Source organism: Pseudomonadaceae bacterium SI-3 (assembly GCA_004010935.1).
Classification (GTDB): Bacteria; Pseudomonadota; Gammaproteobacteria; order Pseudomonadales; family Pseudomonadaceae; genus Stutzerimonas.
The window spans coordinates 1,638,159-1,659,625 of the sequence record CP026511.1 but is presented as its reverse complement, the minus strand read 5'-3'; the positions used below and the strand labels follow the sequence as shown (position 1 = coordinate 1,659,625).

At 62.3% G+C, this 21,467-nt stretch carries 16 protein-coding genes; 8 read left to right on the top strand and 8 right to left on the bottom strand.

What is annotated here, in order from left to right:
• The first annotated feature begins 28 nt into the window (after positions 1 to 28).
• On the top strand, positions 29 to 1,096 hold the full coding sequence (locus tag C1896_08005) for a hypothetical protein (GenBank protein AZZ44859.1): 1,068 nt from the start codon (positions 29 to 31) through the stop codon (positions 1,094 to 1,096).
• Positions 1,097 to 1,162: 66 nt separating this feature from the next.
• Here the strand turns inward: C1896_08005 and C1896_08000 are convergent, their stop codons facing one another.
• Positions 1,163 to 2,824, bottom strand: coding sequence for a glucan 1,4-alpha-maltohexaosidase (locus C1896_08000; protein ID AZZ44858.1), 1,662 nt, complete (start codon positions 2,822 to 2,824; stop codon positions 1,163 to 1,165).
• Positions 2,825 to 3,232: 408 nt separating this feature from the next.
• Here C1896_08000 and C1896_07995 point away from each other — a divergent pair, with 408 nt between their 5' ends.
• Together C1896_07995 and C1896_07990 are read left to right on the top strand one after the other, a co-directional pair.
• Positions 3,233 to 4,522, top strand: a complete 1,290-nt coding sequence (locus C1896_07995; GenBank protein AZZ44857.1) for a maltoporin — start codon at positions 3,233 to 3,235, stop codon at positions 4,520 to 4,522.
• 155 nt (positions 4,523 to 4,677) lie between these two features.
• Positions 4,678 to 5,601: a transcriptional regulator gene (locus C1896_07990; protein ID AZZ44856.1), complete on the top strand. Its 924-nt coding sequence runs from the start codon at positions 4,678 to 4,680 to the stop codon at positions 5,599 to 5,601.
• Positions 5,602 to 5,625: 24 nt separating this feature from the next.
• Here the strand turns inward: C1896_07990 and C1896_07985 are convergent, their stop codons facing one another.
• The 4 genes from C1896_07985 to C1896_07970 all read right to left on the bottom strand — a co-directional run bounded on the left by C1896_07985 (position 5,626) and on the right by C1896_07970 (position 9,434).
• The gene (locus C1896_07985) at positions 5,626 to 7,503 is read right to left on the bottom strand and encodes a glycerol acyltransferase (protein AZZ44855.1); all 1,878 of its coding nucleotides are present in this window, start codon (positions 7,501 to 7,503) and stop codon (positions 5,626 to 5,628) included.
• A 97-nt stretch (positions 7,504 to 7,600) separates the two neighbouring features.
• On the bottom strand, positions 7,601 to 7,927 hold the full coding sequence (locus C1896_07980) for a branched-chain amino acid transport (protein AZZ44854.1): 327 nt from the start codon (positions 7,925 to 7,927) through the stop codon (positions 7,601 to 7,603).
• The gene (locus C1896_07975; GenBank protein AZZ44853.1) at positions 7,927 to 8,640 is read right to left on the bottom strand and encodes a branched-chain amino acid ABC transporter permease; all 714 of its coding nucleotides are present in this window, start codon (positions 8,638 to 8,640) and stop codon (positions 7,927 to 7,929) included. Before C1896_07975 ends, C1896_07980 begins: the two co-directional genes overlap by 1 nt.
• 227 nt (positions 8,641 to 8,867) lie before the next feature.
• Complete coding sequence (locus C1896_07970) at positions 8,868 to 9,434, bottom strand: N-acetyltransferase (GenBank protein ID AZZ44852.1); 567 nt, start codon at positions 9,432 to 9,434, stop codon at positions 8,868 to 8,870.
• 517 nt (positions 9,435 to 9,951) lie between these two features.
• Between C1896_07970 and C1896_07965 the strand changes: the two genes are divergently transcribed.
• Together C1896_07965 and C1896_07960 are read left to right on the top strand one after the other, a co-directional pair.
• Positions 9,952 to 13,422 carry a hybrid sensor histidine kinase/response regulator gene (locus C1896_07965; GenBank protein AZZ44851.1) on the top strand — a complete coding sequence of 1,157 codons (3,471 nt, stop codon included), beginning with the start codon at positions 9,952 to 9,954 and terminating at the stop codon, positions 13,420 to 13,422.
• 82 nt (positions 13,423 to 13,504) lie between these two features.
• Positions 13,505 to 14,749, top strand: a complete 1,245-nt coding sequence (locus C1896_07960; protein AZZ44850.1) for a hypothetical protein — start codon at positions 13,505 to 13,507, stop codon at positions 14,747 to 14,749.
• Positions 14,750 to 14,764: 15 nt separating this feature from the next.
• On the opposite strand, the gene C1896_07955 is transcribed toward C1896_07960, so the two are convergent.
• Entirely contained in the window at positions 14,765 to 16,237 is a 1,473-nt protein-coding gene (locus tag C1896_07955; protein AZZ44849.1) for a DNA recombination protein RmuC, read from the bottom strand.
• Between the two features lie 79 nt (positions 16,238 to 16,316).
• Positions 16,317 to 16,670 (bottom strand): sel1 repeat family protein, encoded by a 354-nt coding sequence (locus C1896_07950; GenBank protein ID AZZ47576.1) that lies wholly within the window; start codon positions 16,668 to 16,670, stop codon positions 16,317 to 16,319.
• 560 nt (positions 16,671 to 17,230) lie between these two features.
• Between C1896_07950 and C1896_07945 the strand changes: the two genes are divergently transcribed.
• From C1896_07945 to C1896_07935, 3 genes are read left to right on the top strand one after another with little or no spacing between them, the layout of a single operon-like run.
• Positions 17,231 to 19,795, top strand: coding sequence for a hypothetical protein (locus C1896_07945; GenBank protein AZZ44848.1), 2,565 nt, complete (start codon positions 17,231 to 17,233; stop codon positions 19,793 to 19,795).
• Positions 19,796 to 19,833: 38 nt separating this feature from the next.
• Positions 19,834 to 20,025: a YnbE family lipoprotein gene (locus C1896_07940; GenBank protein ID AZZ47575.1), complete on the top strand. Its 192-nt coding sequence runs from the start codon at positions 19,834 to 19,836 to the stop codon at positions 20,023 to 20,025.
• Between the two features lie 8 nt (positions 20,026 to 20,033).
• Positions 20,034 to 20,378, top strand: coding sequence for a DUF1318 domain-containing protein (locus C1896_07935; GenBank protein ID AZZ44847.1), 345 nt, complete (start codon positions 20,034 to 20,036; stop codon positions 20,376 to 20,378).
• Between the two features lie 39 nt (positions 20,379 to 20,417).
• Here the strand turns inward: C1896_07935 and C1896_07930 are convergent, their stop codons facing one another.
• Positions 20,418 to 21,401: a DUF2219 domain-containing protein gene (locus C1896_07930; GenBank protein AZZ44846.1), complete on the bottom strand. Its 984-nt coding sequence runs from the start codon at positions 21,399 to 21,401 to the stop codon at positions 20,418 to 20,420.
• Positions 21,402 to 21,467: the final 66 nt, after the last annotated feature.

Sequence of the window (21,467 nt, the reverse complement as noted above, 5' to 3'; positions counted from 1 at the left end):
ATAGCGCACCCTGTGCGGAGACCTCGCCATGAACACCTTGAACACGCGCCAGCAAGCGCAGCTGGCTTTCATTGCCAGCAATGCCGAACTGGAAGTCGGGCACCCGGACGATTGTCCGCTACCGCTGGCAACTCTGGCGATCACCGATGGCAGCGAAGACTACGTCAGCCGCGTAATCTCCGGCGGGCTCACAGCGCATGTCTACCGGATCGAGGCGCAGGGCCGGAGCTGGACGCTCAAACGCGCCCGCGAGAGGTGCCTGGTGCAGAACACTGATGGCCAGACGTCTTTTCTCAATGAGGTGCAACGCCGTGCGGACTTGCGCGAGCTCAAGCGCGACCCGATTCTCGACGAGCGGCTGGTCGGCATCGTCGACACCTGTTATGGCAGCTTTCGCCAAGGCGTACTGCTTTCGCCCTGGATTGAGGGCGACCCTATCGCGGTCTGGAACGAGCGACAGCTGACGCAGCTGTTCGAGATGCTGGTGGCGCTGTTGCTCGGCGGGCTGTTCGAATGGGATCTATGTCCCGGCAATACACTGGATGACGGCCACGTGCGGCTGTTCGACTTCGGCTATATGTACCGCTTCGACCCGCTGCGCAAGTTCAACAGCAACGGCACCGAAATGCCTCAATTTCACGCCGCCGAACGCTTCGAGACGCGCCAATACTTCGCACATCTTTTAACACTGGAGCAACGCGAGGAACCGCTCGCGCTGGCCGCGTTTGCGCTGGAGAAACGCATTGCCCTGGACGCATATGGGCGGCTGCACATGGAGCTTGAGACGCGCGGCGCCAGTTCGACAGTACTCGACTGGTTGGCCGGCATCATTGGTGAATGGAAGCACGCGATGCGCGGCGATCTCGAAGCGCTGTACCTGAAGGAAGCCTGGCGTTCGCATTGGCTCGATCTGCACGATGACCTCAGCGGCCAGACCTGCACCGCCTCGACTCTTGCGCGCATTGGCTGGCTGGAGCGCACCACGCGCGAGCGGCATGGCGACCTGCAGCGATTGCTACCCGTCGAGCCACAACGACAGCTGGTAGAGGAGCTGCGGCGGGCACGACAGCTGGCCGAGCGCTGGCAGATCGCCTAGTCAAACTGCGGCCGGCATGGGGTACCGAATAGGGAGCCGGGCCCGAGCGGGCCCGGCAGGCAAGCGTTATAAACGCCCTACGGTTGTTGCGCCTTCGGCACTGGTCACCCGGTTATTGGCACCCGGCTGCCAGCTTTTCACCTGAGTCGGGCTGGCATCGCTGCGCACGATGCATTTCCACTCGACCGCTTGTTGCGCGGGCAGGCTGATGCTGCCCTTCCAGACGGGATAGCTGCTGACGTCCATGAGGCGCACCGCGCTGGCCGGTGCCCAGTTACCAAGCTGAGCCAGGTTACCGACCGCATAGATGCTGTCACCCGGCTGGGCTATGCCGTTCTCGCAGCGGAAATTGACGCTAACCAGGCCGCCATTACCGCCACCGACCCCACCACCGGTCGTCCAGACTTTCAGCTGACCGCTGTCCTCGTTCAGCGCCGGACTGAAGGTGCCGCTGCTGACCAGGGATGGATCGCTCAGGTTCGAGCCCAGGGCGATCACGAGTGTCTGTGTCGTGCCGCGAACGGTTGCCACCAGGCCGGAATAGCCGCCGTGGAATTCAATCGCCGAATCAGCCCGAACTCCCGCAGCACGACGGATCTTGATCAGTTGACGGATCAGCGGGGCATGCCCCCAGTCGTACATGTGCGACCAGTACACAACCGGCGTGCCCGGGCTCGTGAGGATATAGGCGTAGGCCTGGCGTACCAGCTCGTCACGCAGCGCCCAGTGGTGCTGCCCGCCGTTCTGCCCAGGCGAATAACCGGTGTCGTGGTTATCGACGAAGGTTACCGCCACTTCACGCCAGCGCGGATCGGGGTTGCCGTTGAGGCCGTTCTTCCAGTCGGCGATGGTGCCGTTCTGCATACGCTCCTTGAGTGCGAAGTCGAATACCGGGCACTTGGCGCGATCCGACCAATCCTTGATCACCTGCTGCCAGCTGGCCGTGTTGCGCCAGTCCCAGCTCGGGTATTCGCCCGGTGCCTTCCACAGTTCGCCCACGCAGAACGCATTGTCGTGCGCCGCGGTCATCCAGGCGTCCACCCGCTCAGCGGCATACCCGCGCACGAAGTCGAAACGCAAGCCACCGGCGCCGTAATTGCTGCGCAGATTGGCGAACTCGTCGCGGAACATCCCGTATACCTGCGGGTTGGAAGTATTCAGGTCGGCATCGCCACCGACGAAACGGTCGCCATCGTCGCAATCATTGGGGTAGTTGCCGGGATCGGAACAATCGTTGCGCCAGAAGCCCTGGCCAGCCGGCAGGTTGATTTCCTTGTTCGGGTAACCGCGATTCATGTGGTTGGGAACCGCGTCGTAGAGCACCTTCACCTGCGCACCGTTAAGTGCAGCAGCCGCCTGCTTGAGCTGAGCATCGCTGCCGTAGCGGCCATTCTTGTTGAAGTCATGCCAGAAGTAGCCCTCGCCACCGCCGGAGTTGGCACCATCGCTCCAGCTGGAAAAATCGCGCCACGGCACTGGCATCCAGATCGCGCTGAAGCCATCAGCTGCAATGGTTGGCGCCATGTCGCGCAGAGTGTTGTACCAGTTGTTGGGAGACTCCCGGACTACGTTCCAGTGGAACCCTTGAAGGATGATTTCGTCACCACCGTGGTAACGAACCCCGGCCGGGCTCTTGCTGGCGAGATCAGCGGCATGAGCGCTACCCAGTGTCAGCAGCAAGGAGGTGGCCGCCAAGGCCAGACGGGTGGAAAGCAAGGAATATTTCATCGAAGTAGCCCCAGTTTTGTAGTTGTTGTGAGCACCCGACAGCGATTACCGGCAACCCGGAAACCGGATGCAACGGCCAACGCAAACCTCATTGGCCGACCCAGACTGCGCCGGTGATTGCGCTGACCATACCTCCCCCCACGGTTTTTCCCGGGCTTAGTGGCCAGGCGTAATGGGCACTGCTGCGCGTGCTCGTCTCCCTCCTCCCCCGCTACGCCCCACCGCTCCGCCTCAAAAAAGATCGGTCGGGAGGATGTCGCGAATGTCGCCGATCCGCAGGCTTTCGGTCGCCACCAGCCCAATTCGGCGCAGCAACCCGGGCAGTGGCAAACACCGACAGCTGCCGTGGACCAGCCGGCCGCAGCTCGCCGGCCGCACAGACCAACAACAAAAACAAAGGACTTCGCGATGAACCCCCAACGATCCGTACGTCTTCTGCAACCGACCCTGCTTTGCACAGCCCTCATAGCGGCAATGCCCTCGCATGCGGTGGACTTCCACGGCTATTTGCGCTCAGGCGTCGGCACCACCGTTGGCGGTGGCGACCAGGCTTGCTTCCAGGCAGCCGGCGCTCCCGCCAAGTACCGCCTGGGCAACGAGTGCGAGACCTATGCCGAGATCGGTCTCGGCCAGGAGGTCTGGAAGGAAGGCGAACAGAGCTTCTACGTCGACACCATGATCGCCTACAACTCGCGGCAGGCGAATGACTGGGAAGCGACCCGCACCGACACCGATGGCGATGCCAATAACCCCTTTGATGAGAGCGGCGACGTCGCGATCCGCCAGTTCAACGTGGTCGGTCACAACCTGATCGAGAGTCTGCCCGGCGCCGACATCTGGGCTGGCAAGCGCTATTACAAGCGCCACGACGTGCACATCAACGACTACTACTACTGGGACGTATCCGGCCCCGGCGCCGGCATCGAAGACATTGATCTGGGCTTCGGCAAGGCCAGCATCGCCTGGATGCGCAATACCGACGGTGAGTGGACTTATCAGGGTTCGGGCACCGGCACCAACCTGGCCAACGACACCCTGGACTTCCGCATCGGCGAGATCGACGTCAACCCCAACGGCAAGCTGGAGATCGGTTACGACTACGGCAAGGCCAACCTGACCGATTTCCAGGAACGTGACGACGGCTACCAGGACCAGAAAGGTCACCTGGTTACGCTCGAACACACCCAGGCGGGGTGGTTCGGTGGCTACAACAAGCTCGCCGTTCAATACGGCACCGACGGCATCATCGCCACCAGCGGCCGCAACAACACCGGCAACAGCGACGGCGACATGCTGCGCCTGGTCAACCAGGGCGTGGTCGGCATTACCGATGACATCGAGATGATGTACGTCCAGATTTATGAAGACCGCGACTTCAACAATGAGTCCGGCCAGCAATGGCTCTCCTTCGGTGTACGCCCCGTCTACAAGTGGACCGACGTCATGAGCACCGCGCTGGAATTCGGCTATGACCGAATCGACCCGCAGGCCGATGGCGAGCGCAGCCGCGATCTGAAAAAACTCACCCTCGCCCAGCAGTGGTCAGCTGGCCGCAGCTTCTGGGCACGTCCGCAGATTCGCGTGTTTGCCACCTATGCCCAGTGGGACGGCGGCCGCTATCAGGCCGCTAGCGAATCCATCGACGCGGGTGAAGATGACGGTTTGACCTTTGGCGTCCAGGCCGAAGCCTGGTGGTAATCGCCTGAGGGCGGCGAGGCGTAGCGGTCTTCTCCTTCCGTATCGCCCGCTGCTATCGGCAGCACTGCATGTTCCGCTCCCACCGTTTTGGCGGTGTTTTACCCCGACCGTGGCTGGTCGGGGTCTTTTTTCGATTGGCGACTGGAGTTGCCCTTATGAGCTATCTGAGAACTTCCCTGCTTGGCTTCGCCATTACGCTGGCTGCCGGATGCGGTAGCGAACCCCTGCGCCGAGTGGACGCGCTGACCCATACACCCGCGCCGCTGGAACAGCCTGCGAGCACTGCCCGTCAGGCGCTGGCTAAGGCATCGATCTGCTGCGACACGATCGCTGATTTTCCCTTCCAGCCACTTCCCACGAGCTTCAACGGGAACGCGACGCTCGACGCCTCGGCGCCGGCGTATCGCTTTGACAGTGGCAAGAGTTTCTTTCGCGCCTTTGCATTGCCCAAAGACAGCAAGTCCTTCGAGATCCGCCTCTACAGCCAAGCCGGCAAGAGCGTTTTGGCCCCTAGCGTGATGCTGCTCGACAGCCGCTTGCGGCCCACCCGCATTCTGGATGCGGATGACTTCACCTATGCCCCCGCTTCCGGCCTTAAAGGCGACAGCCTGGACGCGCGGCTGCGCATTGATCGCACCTACCTGGACAACCCGGGCAACGAGTACTACCTGGTTTTGTATGCAGACGGCGCCCAGCTAGACGCCCAAACGGCGCTTGAGCACCCGGCCAAAGCCTACGCCAGGGCGCTGGGTAATGAGCCACCGAGCCTGCCCGACCCGGTTGCGCAGCATTCACCTACTGGCGTCGTGAAGATGGTGCTGATCGAGGACAAGGTCGCCGGTCAGCAGGCCAATACCTATGTGCCTTCCTATAGCATCGGCCGCGAAATGGGTAACGATTTACCGTCAGTGCCCGCACCGGCAGTTCTGCCGGAAACCCAGGCGTACTACCGACAGGGCATCGACGCAGCGCTAGCGAGCAAGGATCTGGAGCGCGCGCTGCGCCTGGCCGACGAGGCTGCGCGGGTCGGCGATGCCAGCGCCAAGGCCTATCTGCTGGAACGCATCGAGATCAAATAGACCACACGACACGGCGACCTGCGCTCAACGCCGGTCGCCGCGTAACAGATTGACCTGCGCCTGTAACTGCTGACGGCTGGCTTCGCTCGCGGCGACAGGCGAACTGGCGATCAGGTCCACTCGCGACCAGATCCGTCGGAAGAAGCCCTTGTCTGGATCGCGACTGAAAAAACTACCCCACAGCCCACGCAGCGCCATCGGCACCACGGGCACCGGGTTCGCCTCAAGGATGCGCTCGACACCCGCCTTGAACTCGTTGATCTCGCCGTCGGTGGTGAGTTTGCCTTCGGGAAAGATGCACACCACTTCGCCATTGCTGAGGTAGTGGCTGACGCGCTCGAACGCCTCGGTATAGATCGCCTCGTCTTCATGACGCGCAGCGATGGGCACCGCGCCCGCCGTGCGAAAGATGAAGTTCAATACCGGAATGCGGAAGATCTTGTAGTACATGACAAAGCGTACGGGGCGGCGCACCGCTCCAGCGATCAGCAGCGCATCGACATAGGACACGTGGTTGCAGACCAGCACTGCCGGACCCTCCTCGGGAATCGCGTCCAGTCCCTGATGGCGAACCCGGTACATGGAGTGGCCGAGCAGCCACACCAGAAAGCGCATGCTGAATTCCGGCACGATGCTGAAGATGTAGGCGCTGACCGCCACGTTCATCAACGACACCACGAGAAACAGCTGCGGAATCGACAGCTCCGCGACACTCAACAGCAGGATGGCGACCAGCGCCGACGCGACCATCAACAGCGCATTGAGGATGTTGTTTGCGGCCACCACCCTCGCCCGCTCATGCTCCGGCGTGCGCGCCTGGATCAACGCGTACAGCGGCACGATATAGAAGCCGCCGAACACACCGATGCCAAGCACCGAGGCAAGAACCCACCAGGCCTGACCGATGCTCAGCAACGCCAGCCAGTCGTGAGGCATCGCAGCCTGCGGAAAGCCGCCCGACCACCACCACAGCAGCAAGCCGAACAGCGTCAGACCAAAGGAGCCGAACGGCACCAGCCCGATCTCCACCTTGTGGCCGGATAGCCGCTCGCAGAGCAGCGAGCCGAGAGCGATGCCGACCGAGAAGACCGTCAGGATCAGCGTGACGACAGTTTCGTCGCCATGCAGCAGATCCTTCGAATAGGCCGGGATCTGGGTCAGGTACGTCGCGCCAAGAAACCAGAACCACGAGTTGCCAATCAGCGAGCGCGACACCGAGAGGCGCTGCCCCAGCCCCATCCGCAGGATCGCGCCGGTCTGACGAAACAGATTCCAGTCCATCTCAAGCGACGGCAAGGACGCACCGGTCGCAGGCACTGCTCGACTGGCGAGGTAACCGGCGACCGCCACCAGTACGACGCTGCCAGCGACCAGTTGAGCGTAGCCTTCGCTGGCCATCATCACGCCAGCGGTGATGGTGCCGGCGAGGATGGCCAAAAAGGTGCCCATCTCCACCAGCGCGTTGCCGCCGACCAGTTCGTGGTTCTCAAGCAGCTTCGGCAGCACCGAGTATTTGACCGGCCCGAACAGCGCGGACTGAGTCCCCATGCAGAACAGCACGGTCAGCAGCAACGGCAGGTTGCCCAACAACAAACCGGCCGCACCGCCGAGCATGATGAAAATCTCGCCAGCTTTGATCGCCCGGATCAGCCGCTCCTTGGCGTACTTCTCGCCCAGCTGGCCGCCCAGCGCCGAGAACAGAAAGAACGGCAGGATGAACAGCAGCGCGCACAGATTGATCAGCAAACTAGTGTCGGCGTTCGAGCCGATCTTGTAGAGGATCGCCAGAATCAGCGACTGCTTGAACAGGTTGTCGTTGAAAGCGCCCGATAGTTGCGTCAGAAAGAACGGCAGGAAGCGCCGCTTGCCGAACAAGGTGAATTGCGAGTGAGGCTTGGTCATCGATCCGCTTCCATGGATAAGACGTCGGCTATTTGAGTCTTAAGGGTCCGGTAAAGGCACAGCACTGCCATGCCCGTATCGCGGACTGGGCAGCCCGTCACAGGGGTAACTGCCCGAACGCCCAGCGCAACAGAAAAAAGAACAGCAACCCGCCCGCGATGGTCGCCAGCAGGTTTCGGGTCAAGGCCGCAATCAGGATCGACAGCACACCCGCCAGCAGGTAGGCGTTGTGCCAGTCCAGCGCCCATTCGCCGGCTGGCATCAACATCCCTGGCACTACGATGGCGGTCAGCACCGCGACGGGTACGTAATGCAGCCCCTGCTCCACCAGGCGAGGAAAGCGCAGGTTGGGCCAGGCGAAGAAGCTGTATCGAGTCAGAAAGGTGATCGCCAGCATTCCCAGGATCAGCAACCAGATCTGCATCAGCACGCCTCCGCTTGAAGCTGGCGCTCGGCCCGTCGCTCGAGCCAGACGCCAACGACAATGCCGGCCAGCGCTGCGGCGATCAGGCCGAGCTTGTAGGGCAGCTCCCAAGTCAGCAGCGCGACGCCCGCTGCCACCAGCGCTGATGCCACCTGCGGGCGGGTGCGCATCATGGGTACGGCAATGCCGATAAAGGTGGCAATCATGGCGAAGTCCAGGCCCCAGCTGGCAACGTTGGGCACTGCCTGGCCAAAGGCGATACCGGCAAGCGTCGCCAGCTGCCAGCTCAGGTACATGGTCAGGCCAGCGCCGAGGAAGAACCAGTGTTTGTACGGCGAAGTGTCATCGCGAGCATAACGATGCTGGATGACGGCAAAGGCTTCATCGGTAAGCCAGAACGCCAGCGGCACGCGCCAGCGGCTCGGCAAATGCCGGACGAAAGGCTGCATCGAAGCGCTATAAAGCGCATGCCGCAGGTTGACCACGAAGGTCGTGAGTAAAACCACCGCTGCACCCACGCCACCGGTAATCAAGGTAATGGCGATGAATTGCGCCGAGCCGGCGAACACCAGTGCGGACATACCCATGGCCTGCCAGCTAGACAACCCTGCACCAATAGCCAGCGTTCCGAAAATGATGCCAAAGGGAATGGCGCCGACGATAAGCGGCAGGATATCGCGGCAGCCATGCAAGAACTCTTGCGAGCGGGACATCGGGGCTCCTTAGATATGCACCGCAAACGATGATGAGCTACGCACCGCCGTCTTGGCCGGAGCATAGGGAAAGGTTGAAGACAAGCTGATGAACGCTGACGCAGCGTTCCTGAAGGGGCCCAACATTACCCCAAGTCGAGCCCCGAGGGCGATGGCCGGCACACGGGGTTTTGGTTGCCCAGGCCGAAATCAAAAGGCCGAACAGGGCCTGACCGGCCCATGCGGTTTCAGCGCGTGGCGGGCTCGAGCAAGCGCTTGACTGCCGGCCATTCGCGGTCGGTGATGCTGTACAGCACGGTGTCATCCAGGCGGCCATCGGCGAGTCGCCGGTGATTGCGCAAGAGTCCTTCACGCTGTGCACCCAGCTTTTCGATCGCGCGCTGGGAGCGCATGTTGCTTGCCGCCGTCTTCAGCTGCAGGCGCACCAGGTGCCAGTCTTCGAAAGCATGTTTGAGCAGTAGGTGCTTGATCGAGCCGTTGAGGCCGCTGCCATGCTCGGCCTTGTCGATCCAGGTCCAACCCAGTTCTGCGGCAGGCAATGCCGGGTTGAAGTCGGCGAAGCGGGTCGTACCCACGATGCGCTCGGCCATGCGCAGGGTGAACACTACGGCGCGACCCTGGCGTTGTTCGGTCACGGCCAGGCGATACCAATCGGGGCGCAAGGGCCCGTTCAGGTAGATCAGTTCGTCGCGGTTGTGCTCGGCCAGTTCAACCAAGGCCGGAATGTCGGCTTCTACCAGCGGCTCCAACCGTAGGGCGCCCCGCTGCAAGGTGACCGGACCCGGCGTGAACATCAGTTTTTTCTCCAGACTTGAACGGAGTGAGGCCCTGTTGTGATCGCAGAGGCAGCAGTAAGTGCCCCGGTCATGAATGGGCCAGCGCGACGCGGCCAATCGGTCGTCAGTCTAGTGGCTCGCTTCGGATCAACGGCACCCGGACCGCGCGGAACCTGCAAATCACCAGACCCGGCATGCAGATTGTCTAGCGCAGTGCTTTGCGGCGGATTCAGTCGTGTTTGCCCAGCTCATGCGACCATGGTCGCAGCCGCAACACGCCGCCCCGTTTTACTGCGAAACTTTACCCTTTCAAGTCTTCAACGAGCGGTAGCTTCCGGCCATCGAAACCTGCTTAGCCTGGGCAGCCCCAAGCACCATCCCGGTAGTCACCATTCATTGGCTATCCCTGACTCGCAGCTTCAGTGGTCAGGCTACCTACCGGCGACGGTGAACGCTGCCCGGCCTGGCATGGATCGACCACTCTGTGGAAACGGCCAGGCTGGAGCCCGCTTACTTATGTACATCTGGAGTTCGCATGTCGTTGTCCGGTGGGCTGATTGCGCTGGTCGCCCTCACTTATATGGCCGTGCTGTTTGCCATTGCCTTTTACGGGGATCGCAACCGCAGCCAGTTGTCGCCGCGGGTTCGTGCCTGGGTTTATAGCCTGTCGCTGGCGGTCTACTGCACCAGCTGGACCTTCTTCGGCGCGGTCGGCCAGGCGGCTGAACAACTCTGGGCCTTCTTGCCGATCTACCTTGGTCCGATTCTGCTGATGCTGCTGGCGCCGCAGGTCATCCAGAAGATGATCATGATCAGCAAGCAGGAAAATATCACTTCGATTGCGGACTTCATCGCCGCGCGCTATGGCAAATCGCAACCGCTGGCGGTCGTGGTGACGCTCATCTGCCTGGTCGGCGTGCTGCCCTACATCGCACTTCAGCTTAAGGGCATCGTCCTCGGCGTGAACCTGCTGGTGGGCAATGAGGGCGAGGCCGCGGCCGGCTCCGGCGCGCAGGACACCGCGCTGATCGTATCGATGGTGCTGGCGCTGTTCACCATTCTGTTCGGCACCCGAAACCTGGACGTGACCGAGCACCACCGCGGCATGGTCCTGGCCATCGCTTTCGAGTCGTTGGTCAAGCTGTTTGCCTTCCTCGCGATCGGTGCCTTCGTCACCTTTGGGCTTTTTGATGGTTTTGGCGACCTGTTCAATCGGGCCCACGACGCCCCCGAGCTCTCGGAGTTCTGGCAGGAAACGGTGAACTGGCCAGCCATGATGGTGCAGACCACCGTCGCGCTGATGGCCATCGTTTGCCTGCCACGCCAGTTCCACGTGACGGTGGTGGAAAACATCGAACCGCACGATTTTCGCCTGGCCCGCTGGGTGTTCCCGTTGTACCTGGTACTGGCCGCCGTGTTCGTCATTCCGATCGCCCTGGCTGGCCAGCTGCTGTTACCCAGCGGCGTCAGCCCGGACTCCTTCGTGATCAGCCTGCCACTGGCCGAGTCCCATCCTGCCCTAGCGCTGCTGGCGTTCATTGGCGGGGCGTCGGCCGCGACCGGCATGGTGATCGTGGCCAGCGTGGCGCTGTCGACCATGGTGTCCAACGACATGCTGCTGCCCTGGTTGTTGCGTCGCAAGGAAGCCGAGCAACCTTTCGAAGTGTTCCGCCACTGGATGCTCTCGGTGCGCCGGATCAGCATCGTCGCGATCCTGCTGCTGGCCTATGTCAGCTATCGCCTGCTGGGCTCCAGCGCGAGCCTGGCGACCATCGGCCAGATCGCCTTTGCCGCGCTCACGCAGTTGGCCCCGGCCATGGTCGGCGCGCTGTATTGGAAGCAGGCTAACCGCCGCGGTGTGTTTGCTGGCCTCACCGCAGGCGGACTGATCTGGCTTTACACGCTGATTCTGCCGCTGCTCGGCTGGCCGCTGGAAATGTTTCCTGGCCTGCAGTGGATGTACACAACCGATCTGCCATTCAATACCAGCGCGTTGACGCTTGGCGTCACCCTGTCGCTGGTGGGCAACGCGACGCTGTTCTTCTGGGTGTCAATCCTGTCGCAGACACGTGTCGCCGAACACTGGCAGGCCAGCCGTTTCATCGGACAGGAAATTCACCCCACGGCCAGCAGCCGCCGGCTGCTGGCCGTGCAGGTCGAGGATCTGCTTCTGCTGGCCTCACGTTTCGTCGGCGCCGAGCGCGCCGAACTCAGCTTCCAGCGCTTTGCCCGACGCCACGGCCATGATTACTCACCCCGACAGCAGGCCGACGGTCAATGGATCGCCCATACCGAGCGCTTGCTTGCCGGTGTGCTGGGCGCCTCCTCCACCCGCGCCGTAGTCAAGGCCGCGCTGGAAGGCCGCGACATGCAGGTCGATGACGTGGTGCGCATTGTCGGCGAAGCTTCGGAAGTACTGCAGTTCAACCGCGCACTGCTGCAGGGCGCGATCGAGAACATCACCCAGGGCATCAGCGTGGTCGACCAGTCGCTACGACTGGTGGCCTGGAACCACCGCTACTTGGAAATGTTCGAGTACCCGGACGGGCTGGTCTACATTGGCCGGCCCATTGCCGACATCATCCGCTACAACGCCGAACGTGGCCTCTGCGGACCTGGCGACCCGGACACCCACGTGGCCAAGCGGCTGTACTGGATGCGCCAGGGGCGCGCGCACACCTCGGAGCGCACCTTCCCTAACGGCCGGGTGGTCGAACTGATCGGCAATCCCATGCCCGGCGGCGGCTTCGTCATGAGTTTCAGTGACATCACCGCCTACCGCGACGCCGAACGCGCCCTCAAGGACGCCAACGAAGGCCTCGAACAGCGCGTCAGCGAGCGCACCCATGAATTGTCCAAACTGAACAAGGCGCTGACGGCCGCCAAGAGCGCGGCCGAGGCGGCCAGCCAATCGAAGACGCGTTTCCTTGCTGCGGTCAGCCATGACCTGATGCAGCCGCTGAATGCGGCGCGACTGTTTTCCGCCGCCCTGTCACACCAACACGATGCGCTGCCAGCGGAAGCGCGGGATCTGGTTCGGCATCTGGACAGCTCTTTGCGCTCGGCCGAAGACCTGATCTCCGACCTGCTCGATATCTCGCGCCTGGAAAATGGTCGCATCACCCCCGACCGCAACCCCTTCCCGCTTGCGACCCTGTTCGACACGCTGACCACGGAGTTCACCATGCTCGCCGCCGAGCAAGGCGTCGATTTCAGGGTGCATGGCAGCCGACTGCGGGTCGACAGTGACATCCGCCTGCTGCGCCGGGTGCTGCAGAACTTCCTCACCAATGCCTTCCGCTACGCCAAAGGTCGCGTGGTGCTAGGAGTGCGTCGCCAGGGTACTTCCTTGCGTCTCGAGGTCTGGGACCATGGCCCGGGCATCGCCGAAGACAAGCTGCGAGTGATCTTCGAGGAGTTCAAACGTCTGGACAGCCATCAGACCCGCGCCGAGAAAGGCCTGGGACTGGGTCTGGCGATTGCGGACGGCTTCTGCCAGGTCCTCAACCATCCGCTGGCGGTGCGCTCCTGGCCCGGCAAAGGAAGTGTATTCAGCGTGACGGTACCGATCGCCAGCCAGGTGCTCCGACAGGTCACCAGCAATGGCAATGGCGAAGCGCAGCAAACCGCTCTGACCGGCATCCAGGTGCTGTGCATCGACAACGAAGACAGCATTCTGGTGGGCATGAACAGCCTGTTGTCGCGCTGGGGTTGCCAGGTCTGGACGGCCAGTAACCGGGCCGAATGCGAGGCACTGCTGCGTGAGGACGTGCGCCCACAACTGGTGCTGGTTGACTACCACCTGGATCACGGTGAGACCGGCTCGGAACTGATGGCCTGGCTGCGCACCCGCCTCGGCGAACCGGTGCCCGGAGTGGTAATCAGTGCAGACGGTCGTCCGGAGCTGATCGCGGCGATCCATGCGGCGGGGCTGGACTTTCTCGCCAAACCGGTCAAGCCGGCAGCGTTGCGCGCACTGATGAGCCGCCACGTTCCGCTGCATTGACGTTGCGTTGCGTCAACGCAAACCGCGGCCGCAGCGAGACGGCTAGACTGGACTCATTAGAAGTTGCCGACGGCCTTTGCCCATGACCCTCGAATTATTGTTGAACCTGGCAACCGCTCTCGGCGTGGGCCTACTGATCGGTACAGAACGCAGCTGGAGCGGCGGTGACAGAGACGGCCAGGAGATGGCCGGCATCCGCACCTTCGGCCTTGCCGGGCTGTTCGGCGGCCTGGCTGCGTTGAGCGCCAGTCATTTCGGTACGCCCGCCTGGATCGCGATGTTCATTGTGCTGGCCCTGCTGACGATCGCCGGCTACGTGATCGAGTCCCGCACCAATACCGATCGTGGTATGACCACCGAGATGGCGCTGCTACTGACCTTCCTGCTTGGCAGCCTGGCCGTGGCCGAAAGTCGCTTGCTGGCCGCCGCTGTGGCGGTCGTGGTGGCCTTGCTGTTGAGCCTGAAAGCGCGACTGCACGGTGCGCTGCACAAGCTAAACGAAGCGGAACTGAGCGGCGTGCTAAAGCTGTTGTTCATTTCCGTGGTGCTGCTGCCCGCACTGCCGAACCAGGGGTATGGGCCCTGGCAGGCGTTCAACCCCTATACCACCTGGTGGATGGTGGTGCTGATTGCCGGTATCGGCTTTGCTGCCTATGTCGCCATCCGTCTGCTGGGCACCCGCCACGGATTGATGATCACGGCACTGCTGGGCGGCATCGTTTCCTCCACGGCGATGACCATCACCCTCGCCCGCCTGGACTCGGAGAAAATGCGCCACGCCTTGGCCGCGGGCCTGCTGGCAACCTCGGCGCTGATGTTCCCGCGGGTACTGCTGGAAGTTGGGGTGATCAATAGGACGTTGTTGCCGGCCTTGCTCGCGCCCATGCTGACGGCCGGCCTGATCTACGCCGCCGGCGCCTTGTTCTACTACTTGCGCGCCGGTCAGCAGCCCGACAACGCCGCCGAGCCACCGTTGAAGAACCCGTTCGAACTGGGTCCGGCGCTGCGTTTTGCCGGCCTGCTCGTACTCATCCTGTTCCTTGTCGAAGCCGCGCAAAGGGGACTGGGCGACGCGGGGGTCTATCTGATTGCCCTGCTGTCCGGGCTGACCGATGTGGATGCAATCACCCTGTCGCTGGCCAACAGCGCCCGGACCGATCTGGCTGAACAGGTCGCGGTGCGGGGCATCTTTCTCGCGGCGCTGAGCAACAGTCTGGTCAAAGGGGGCCTGATCGTCTTTATCGGCGGCCGCGCTCTGGCGATGCTGACCCTACCGTTCATGTTCAGCGGCCTGCTCGCCGGGCTGGCGGTGTTGTGGCTGCTGTGACGCTGAATGCGCGCGCTACTCCTCAGCTTCTAGCGGCAGCTCGGCCCCGGCACGCTCGAGCCAATCGGCCGGCAGCCGCTTGCTCGCCCGCGCGCCCAACAGTTTGAGCTGTTCGGCGCGGCTTACCAGATTGCCGCGACCATCGGTGAGTTTGTTACGCGCGCCGAGGTAGGCCTTGTCCAGTTGCTGCAGACGACTGCCGATCTCGTCCAGATCCTGGATGAACGCGGCAAATTTGTCGTACAGCCCCCCTGCACGCTCGGCGATCTCACGAGCATTCTGGCTTTGCCGCTCTTGGCGCCAGAGGCTGTCGATCACCCTTAGCGTCGCTAGCAGGGTGGTCGGGCTGACGATCACAATGTGCTTGCTGTAGGCATCCTGAAACAGCTCGGGGTCGGCTTGTAGCGCCGCTGCGAACGCCGCTTCGATGGGCACGAAAAGCAGGACGAAATCCAGGCTCTGCAGCCCTTCGAGGCGTTGGTAGTCCTTGAGTGACAAGCCCTTCAGGTGATTGCGCAACGACAGGACGTGCTGCTTGAGGGCCAGCGCGCGGCTGCCCTCGTCTTCGGCGCAGATGAGCGCCTGGTAGGCGGTGAGGCTGACCTTGGCGTCCACCACCACTTGCTTGTCGCCGGGCAGCTGGATCAACACGTCAGGCTGGAAGCGCTCGCCATCGGCGCTCTTGAGACTGACCTGTGTGTGGTATTCGCGGCCCTTTTCAAGCCCGGCATGCTCGAGCACCCGCTCGAGGATCAGCTCGCCCCAGTTACCTTGGGTCTTCTGCCCCTGCAGGGCGCGGGTCAGGTTGGTCGCTTCGTCGCCGAGGCGCTGGTTGAGCTGTTGCAGTCGTTCAAGCTCCTTGGCCAGAGAAAAACGCTCGCGCGCCTCGTTCTGGTAGCTCTCCTCGACGCGCTTCTCGAACGACTGGATGCGTTCCTTAAGCGGATCAAGCAGCTGGCCAAGACGCTCGTTACTGGTCTCGGCAAAACGCTGCTCGCGCTCTTCGAAGATCTTGCCTGCCAGCTCGGCAAACTGCGCACGCAGCTCATCGCGGGCGCCCTGGAGATCTTCCAGACGCTGCTCATGGGTTTTCTGCTGTTCGTTCAGCTCGGCTGTGACCGCAGCGTGAGCGGCGCTCAGTGCACGCAGCTCCGCTTGCTGCGCATCGCGCTCGGCCTGCAGATCATCGAGCGCTTCTCGGCTTTCCAACCGTTGGGCCTGCAGCCATTCGGTTTCTCGTCGCAAGACAGCGGCTTCGGACTGAAGCGCTGCGCGGGCTTCATGAAGATCGGCCTGCTCCTGGCGACTGGTTTCCAGTTGCGCGCCGAGGCCTTCCTGCGCCATGACCGCCTGGCTCAGCCGCTCGTCGAGCAACGACAGCTCCGCCTGCTGCAGGGACAAGCGCCGTTGCAGCGACCACGTAACAATGGCGAGCAATAAACAGAGGGCACCGAGGCCGGCTGCTAGATAGAGAGGATCGAGGGGCATGAACGGCTCCGGCTGAACTGCGCGGCAGTATAGCCAGCCAGCCCGTACAGGTCAGGCCGGCCCGTCTGCGACGCCGAATCTAGCGCTTGGCCGGAAGCAGCAAGAGGATCCGCGAGGCTTCGGTCGAACCTTGTGCAGCCGCCTGTTCGAGCCAGTGGCGTGCTTTGGACAGCTCGCGGTGCTGAACCTGACAGTACAGCTGACCAAGCTCGAGCTGAGCCTGACGGTCGCCGGCTCGTGCTGCCTGGCGCAGCAGTTCGAAACCGATGCGACGATCACGCTGGCTGTCGCAGTCGTGGCAGAGCAACCGTCCCAGGCGGCTCTGCGCTTCAACCACACCTTCGAGTGCCGGCTGCTTGAGCATCCGACCGGCGATGCGTTTGACACTCTTGGTCTGTCCTAGACGCTGGCTGTCCAGCAGCCACAACGCCATGCGCATCGGCAGGCGTGGAGAAGATGAAGTGCTCTCGAGCGAGCTCGAGGCGAGTGGACGCGTTCTCATGGTCACCGAATGGTTCGGGGGGACAAGGGCGCGCACTCTACTCCTTTTTTCACAGAGTTAAAGTCTTGCAAAAATCCAAAATACACGATCTGGTTCACACAATTATTTAATCCACAGAAGCTGTGGATAACTCTGTGGGCAAACAGGTTACAAATTCCCCTAGCGCCTATGGTTAGCGGGTTGCAGTTAAACTGGCGGTTTTTTCGCCAATGTAAAAAACCTTTATTTTTCAGTAGGTTATTCCCGATATAAGCTTCCGCTTGATTTGCGACAGATTGTCATAAGCGCTTGACAAGGCTCGACAGCGAATGTGCACAAGTTTGGCGCAACCTTCTCGAAACGCCCGCCTGGGCGCATCCCTCCAGCGTTTCGCGGCATGGCAAGGAACTTTCCGCTCCCAGCTCGGTCTCGACGACTTACGCTTCGTAAGCCGGTCGCAAGCGCGCAGCGACCGGCCTATGCTTACGCATCGATTTTCAGCGGAACGGGTCATGACGAAGCGGCGGACAATCCTTGCCTGGGCGGTTGCCGGCCTGGCTCTGCTCGTTCTGGGGTTTGGGTTTTACGGTGGCTTCCGCTGGCAGCAACTCAAGCGCGACCTCGGAATCGTCACGCTCGACGTGAGCGGAATGCGCCTGACGTTCGGCCATTTTGCCGTGCGGCAAATGGTCCTCGTCCGGCAGCCATCAGCCGACGAACGGCTCGAAGTGGCACTCGACAATCTGCGCCTCGACTTTGCAGACGGTTGGCGACTGCTGCCGCTTCGGTCACTGAGCATCGAGCGCCTCGACGCCCAATGGCAGCCCGCTGCCAGCAAGAACGACGACAACCAGCCCCTCTCTTTACCCTACCCTGAGCAACTGAACGACTGGTCGTCGTGGCTGCCCCGACGAGGACAGATCGCTTCGCTAGATCTGAAAGTGCCCTGCGCAAGCGGAACCTGCCGGGCCCAGGGGCAACTTGGCTGGCAGCTTGGCGAGCAGGAGCTGCTTCCCGCCACCCTCGATCTGCAGCTGGACCACCAGCCGCATCGCCTGGCCTTGGCGCTGCACGCGTACGAACAAGACAGCGACACCCATCTGGACCTCGGTTTGCAGCTGGACGGCCAGCAGCGCTTGAGCATGCAAAACCAACTGATTGCCCAGACCGGTTCGACGCTCTGGCGCGGTACCTTGGCCATGAACGAGTTGCCGGAAGCGCCGTGGCTACTGGCCTGGTTGGATGAATGGCTGGCCTATACGCCGCCGGCGTTACCGACACTACCCGAGCAGATGCGGATCGGCGCCGGCTGGGCGCTGCAACTCGACACGCAAACCCTGGCGAAGGATTGGCAGGCACTGAATGGCGAACTGCGATTATCGGCGAATCTACCGGCGCCCTGGCCCGTGGTCGGGCTTGGCCAGCTACAGGGTCAGCTGGACTTGAGCCTTCTCGCCGATAACGGCCTGTGGATACCAACCGAACTGGTCGGCGATGTCACCCTGCAGCCGGCCGCGGACCTGTTCGCGGCACTGCCGGCACAGCTGCGCCCCAGTGCCGTGAGTCTCAAAATCATACCGACAGAGACTGACGAGGCGACTCAGGCCCTGCCCTTGAGCGTGCATCTGTCTGCCAGCGGCCCCTCGCCTGTGACGCTGGATACGCGTCTCGTACTGGCAACCGCTGCGCCCTACGCGGCGACCTTCGACCAAACCCGGCTCAAGCTGCGCAGCCCGACGATGACAGAGGCGGACTTCAGCTTGCAGGGGCTCGACGCAGACCTGCGGCTGAGCGGGCGGGTTTCGCAGCAGGACGCCACCATTCGCTTCGACAAAAACTCAAGGCTGCGAGTAGATAGCCTGTCAGTCGCGTCAGACCTGACCGTCAGCCAGCTGATGCTGCAGCTGGCGGGGGCCAAGGTGGAGGCTGGTTTTGCCGAGGGTGAGCTTCGACGCCTGGCGATCACCGGCAAGCCCGCTGTAGCGGCCAGTGAAGTAAAGCAGCCGGCCTTGCGTCCACAGGGCTGGCGCTGGAGCGGCACACTCAATGCGGACCTATCGCAGGTCTCCCTCGACGGCCCGCTGGGCAACGATGGCGGCCTCAGCCTGCCAGTGGCGCTGAGCCACACCTGGGCTAACAGCGCGACTCGCCTCAACGTCACCCTGCCTGAGCTGTTCCTGCGCGCCGGCAACCCACTGGCCGCGACTTTCGCCGATTGGCCGCCTTTGCTGGAGCTGAACAACGGACGCCTGCAAGGGCAGGCGCAACTCAACCTACCAGGCAGCGGCCCACTCGCAGCGTCGGCCAAGCTCAGCGCCAACGGGCTCGGCGGCATTTACGATCGCACCGAATTGAGCGGGCTCGACGTAGAGATTTCGGCCGCGTTACGGCGCGATCAGCTGCGGGTGGACGTGACGGAACTGACCCTGCGCGAGGCCAATCCGGGCTTCACGTTCGGCCCCTTGCGCTTCGCCGGTGAATACGCGGGCCCGCTCGACAACCTCGATCAGGGCCGCCTGGCCTGGAGTATCGCCGAGGTGCGGCTGCTGGGCGGACGGCTATGGCTGGAACCGGGCATGGCTGACCTTGGGTCGGGCACGCAGCAGTTGAAAGCGCACCTGCGCGGGCTGCAATTGCCGTTATTGCTCGAAGCCTATCCCGCCGAAGGGCTATCCGGCACAGGCGTGATCGATGGCGAGCTGCAGCTGCAGCGCAGTGAAGCCGGAATCAGTATCGAACAGGGCTCGCTGCAGGCACGCGAGCCTGGCGGCGCGCTGCAATTCCGCTCGCCGAAAATCCAGGCATTGGGCCAAGCCAACCCGACGATGCGCCTGGTCACCGAGGCGCTGGATGACTTCCACTACGATCTGCTCGCCAGCGATGTGCAGTATGCCGCCGACGGCACACTCAACCTGGGCCTCAAGCTGCACGGTCGCAGCCCCGCGCTGGAAGGCGGCCGCCCTATCAATTTTTCAATCAACCTCGAGGAAGACATTCCCGCCCTGCTAACCAGCCTCCAATTGTCTGATCGTGTCAGCGAAACCATTCAACGGCGCGTGCAGGAGCGCCTCAGATGAGGCAATGTAGCGGCGACTTCGATCTGGAGAACACCGTCATGCGGTTGTGCCATCCCATCAGCATTCTGGCGCTGGCCCTGCTGGCCACTGCCTGTACCCCACGCGTTGAGCTGGCCGTGCCCAACGAGCCGATCAACATCAACCTCAACGTCAAGATCGAGCACGAGATCTACATCAAGGTCGACAAGCAACTCGATTCGATCATCAACGAAGACAGCGGTCTGTTCTGAGGAGCCTTATGAAGACCTATCTGAAACTCGGAACCCTGCTTGTGGCGCTGTGCCTTGCGCTGCCGGCTGCCGCCATGTCGCTCAACGAGGCCATGTCCGCGCTCGGCCAGGCCAAGGCCAGCGGTCAGCTCGGCGAGAAACCCGACGGCTACCTCGGCATCGTGCAGAGCGGCGGGCAAGCCGAAGAAATCGCCAGTCAGATCAACCAGGCACGACGCGCCGAGTATTATCGCTTGGCGCAGAAGAACGGCATCGGCGTCGCTGACGTGGAAGCCATTGCCGGTAAGAAGGCCATCGAAAAAACCCCGCCCGGCCAGATCATCCTGCTAAACGGCAGCTGGGTTAAGAAGTAAGTGAAGCCTTCGCGGGGGCACTCGCTCCCCGCTTGATCCTCAAAACCAGGTCGAGACCGTCAGCGAGCCGAACTGGTCATGATTGGCCTGGCCATTGAATTCACGCGTTCGCCAGACCCTGGCAAAGGCCAGCTGCCAGCTATTCCAGGTGAGCGCGATACCGGCCTTGGCATCGCCCACCCACTCGTTCGGGTCCACTGAGTGACTGCTTTTCCAGGTGTTACCCTCAAGCAGCATGTTCTGCGCCATATAGCGCCCTTCGACATCGGCGAAAAGACTCCAGGCGAAGCCGCCGCCCTGATCGAAGAACATGCTGCCGCTCTGTGCCGGCGCCACTGCCGGAATGCTGAAACTGCGCTCTAGTCGCTGCCCGATGCGCAACCCGAACCCCGCAGAGCCGTAGGTGTAGAGATTGCCTAGCGCAAAGCCGGCGCTCGGACCGTACTCGAACTCCAGACCGCCAAGGCGCTGCTGACCCCACCAGCGGTAGTGGTACGCAAGGTTGACGAAGGGTTCGTTGCGCAATTGGTTGTCCCAGCCGCGCGGCTCGTCACTGTTGGTGATTTCGTGGACCCGGCGCTGAATCTTTTTGCCCCCAGCTGCCGGGCCGACGATCCCAACATCCAGATGCAGACCGCTGGTGCCGCGCCAACCTTCATGCTGATCATTCGAGAAAATCGACATGCCAGCAAACAACAGCGCGGCGTAGGGACGGTCGTCCTCGATCAGCTGAGCTCGAGTTATATCGTCCGGCGTGTAAAGCTGATGTCCCAGCCGATAGGCGACGTTATCAACCTGATCGGCACTCCAGCCCGGCATCGCCTCGGCGAAACGCCGCGACCAGTGATCAACGCCAGGCTCGAACGAACGCATCAACTCGAAACCGTTGGTGTAGTGCCCATCGTCAGAAGCAAAAATATCGTTTTCGATTTTCAGCGAGTAGAGGTCCGCCTGGCTCACCAGCGGTGTACAGGAAATGACGACGGCGAGGGACACGCGAGTGCGCAGCTGCGAAATGGCCATAGCCCGACTCCTTGGTTACATTCAGAGAAGTATGTATCGGGATGTTAGAGCCGGGTTCCGGTGCAA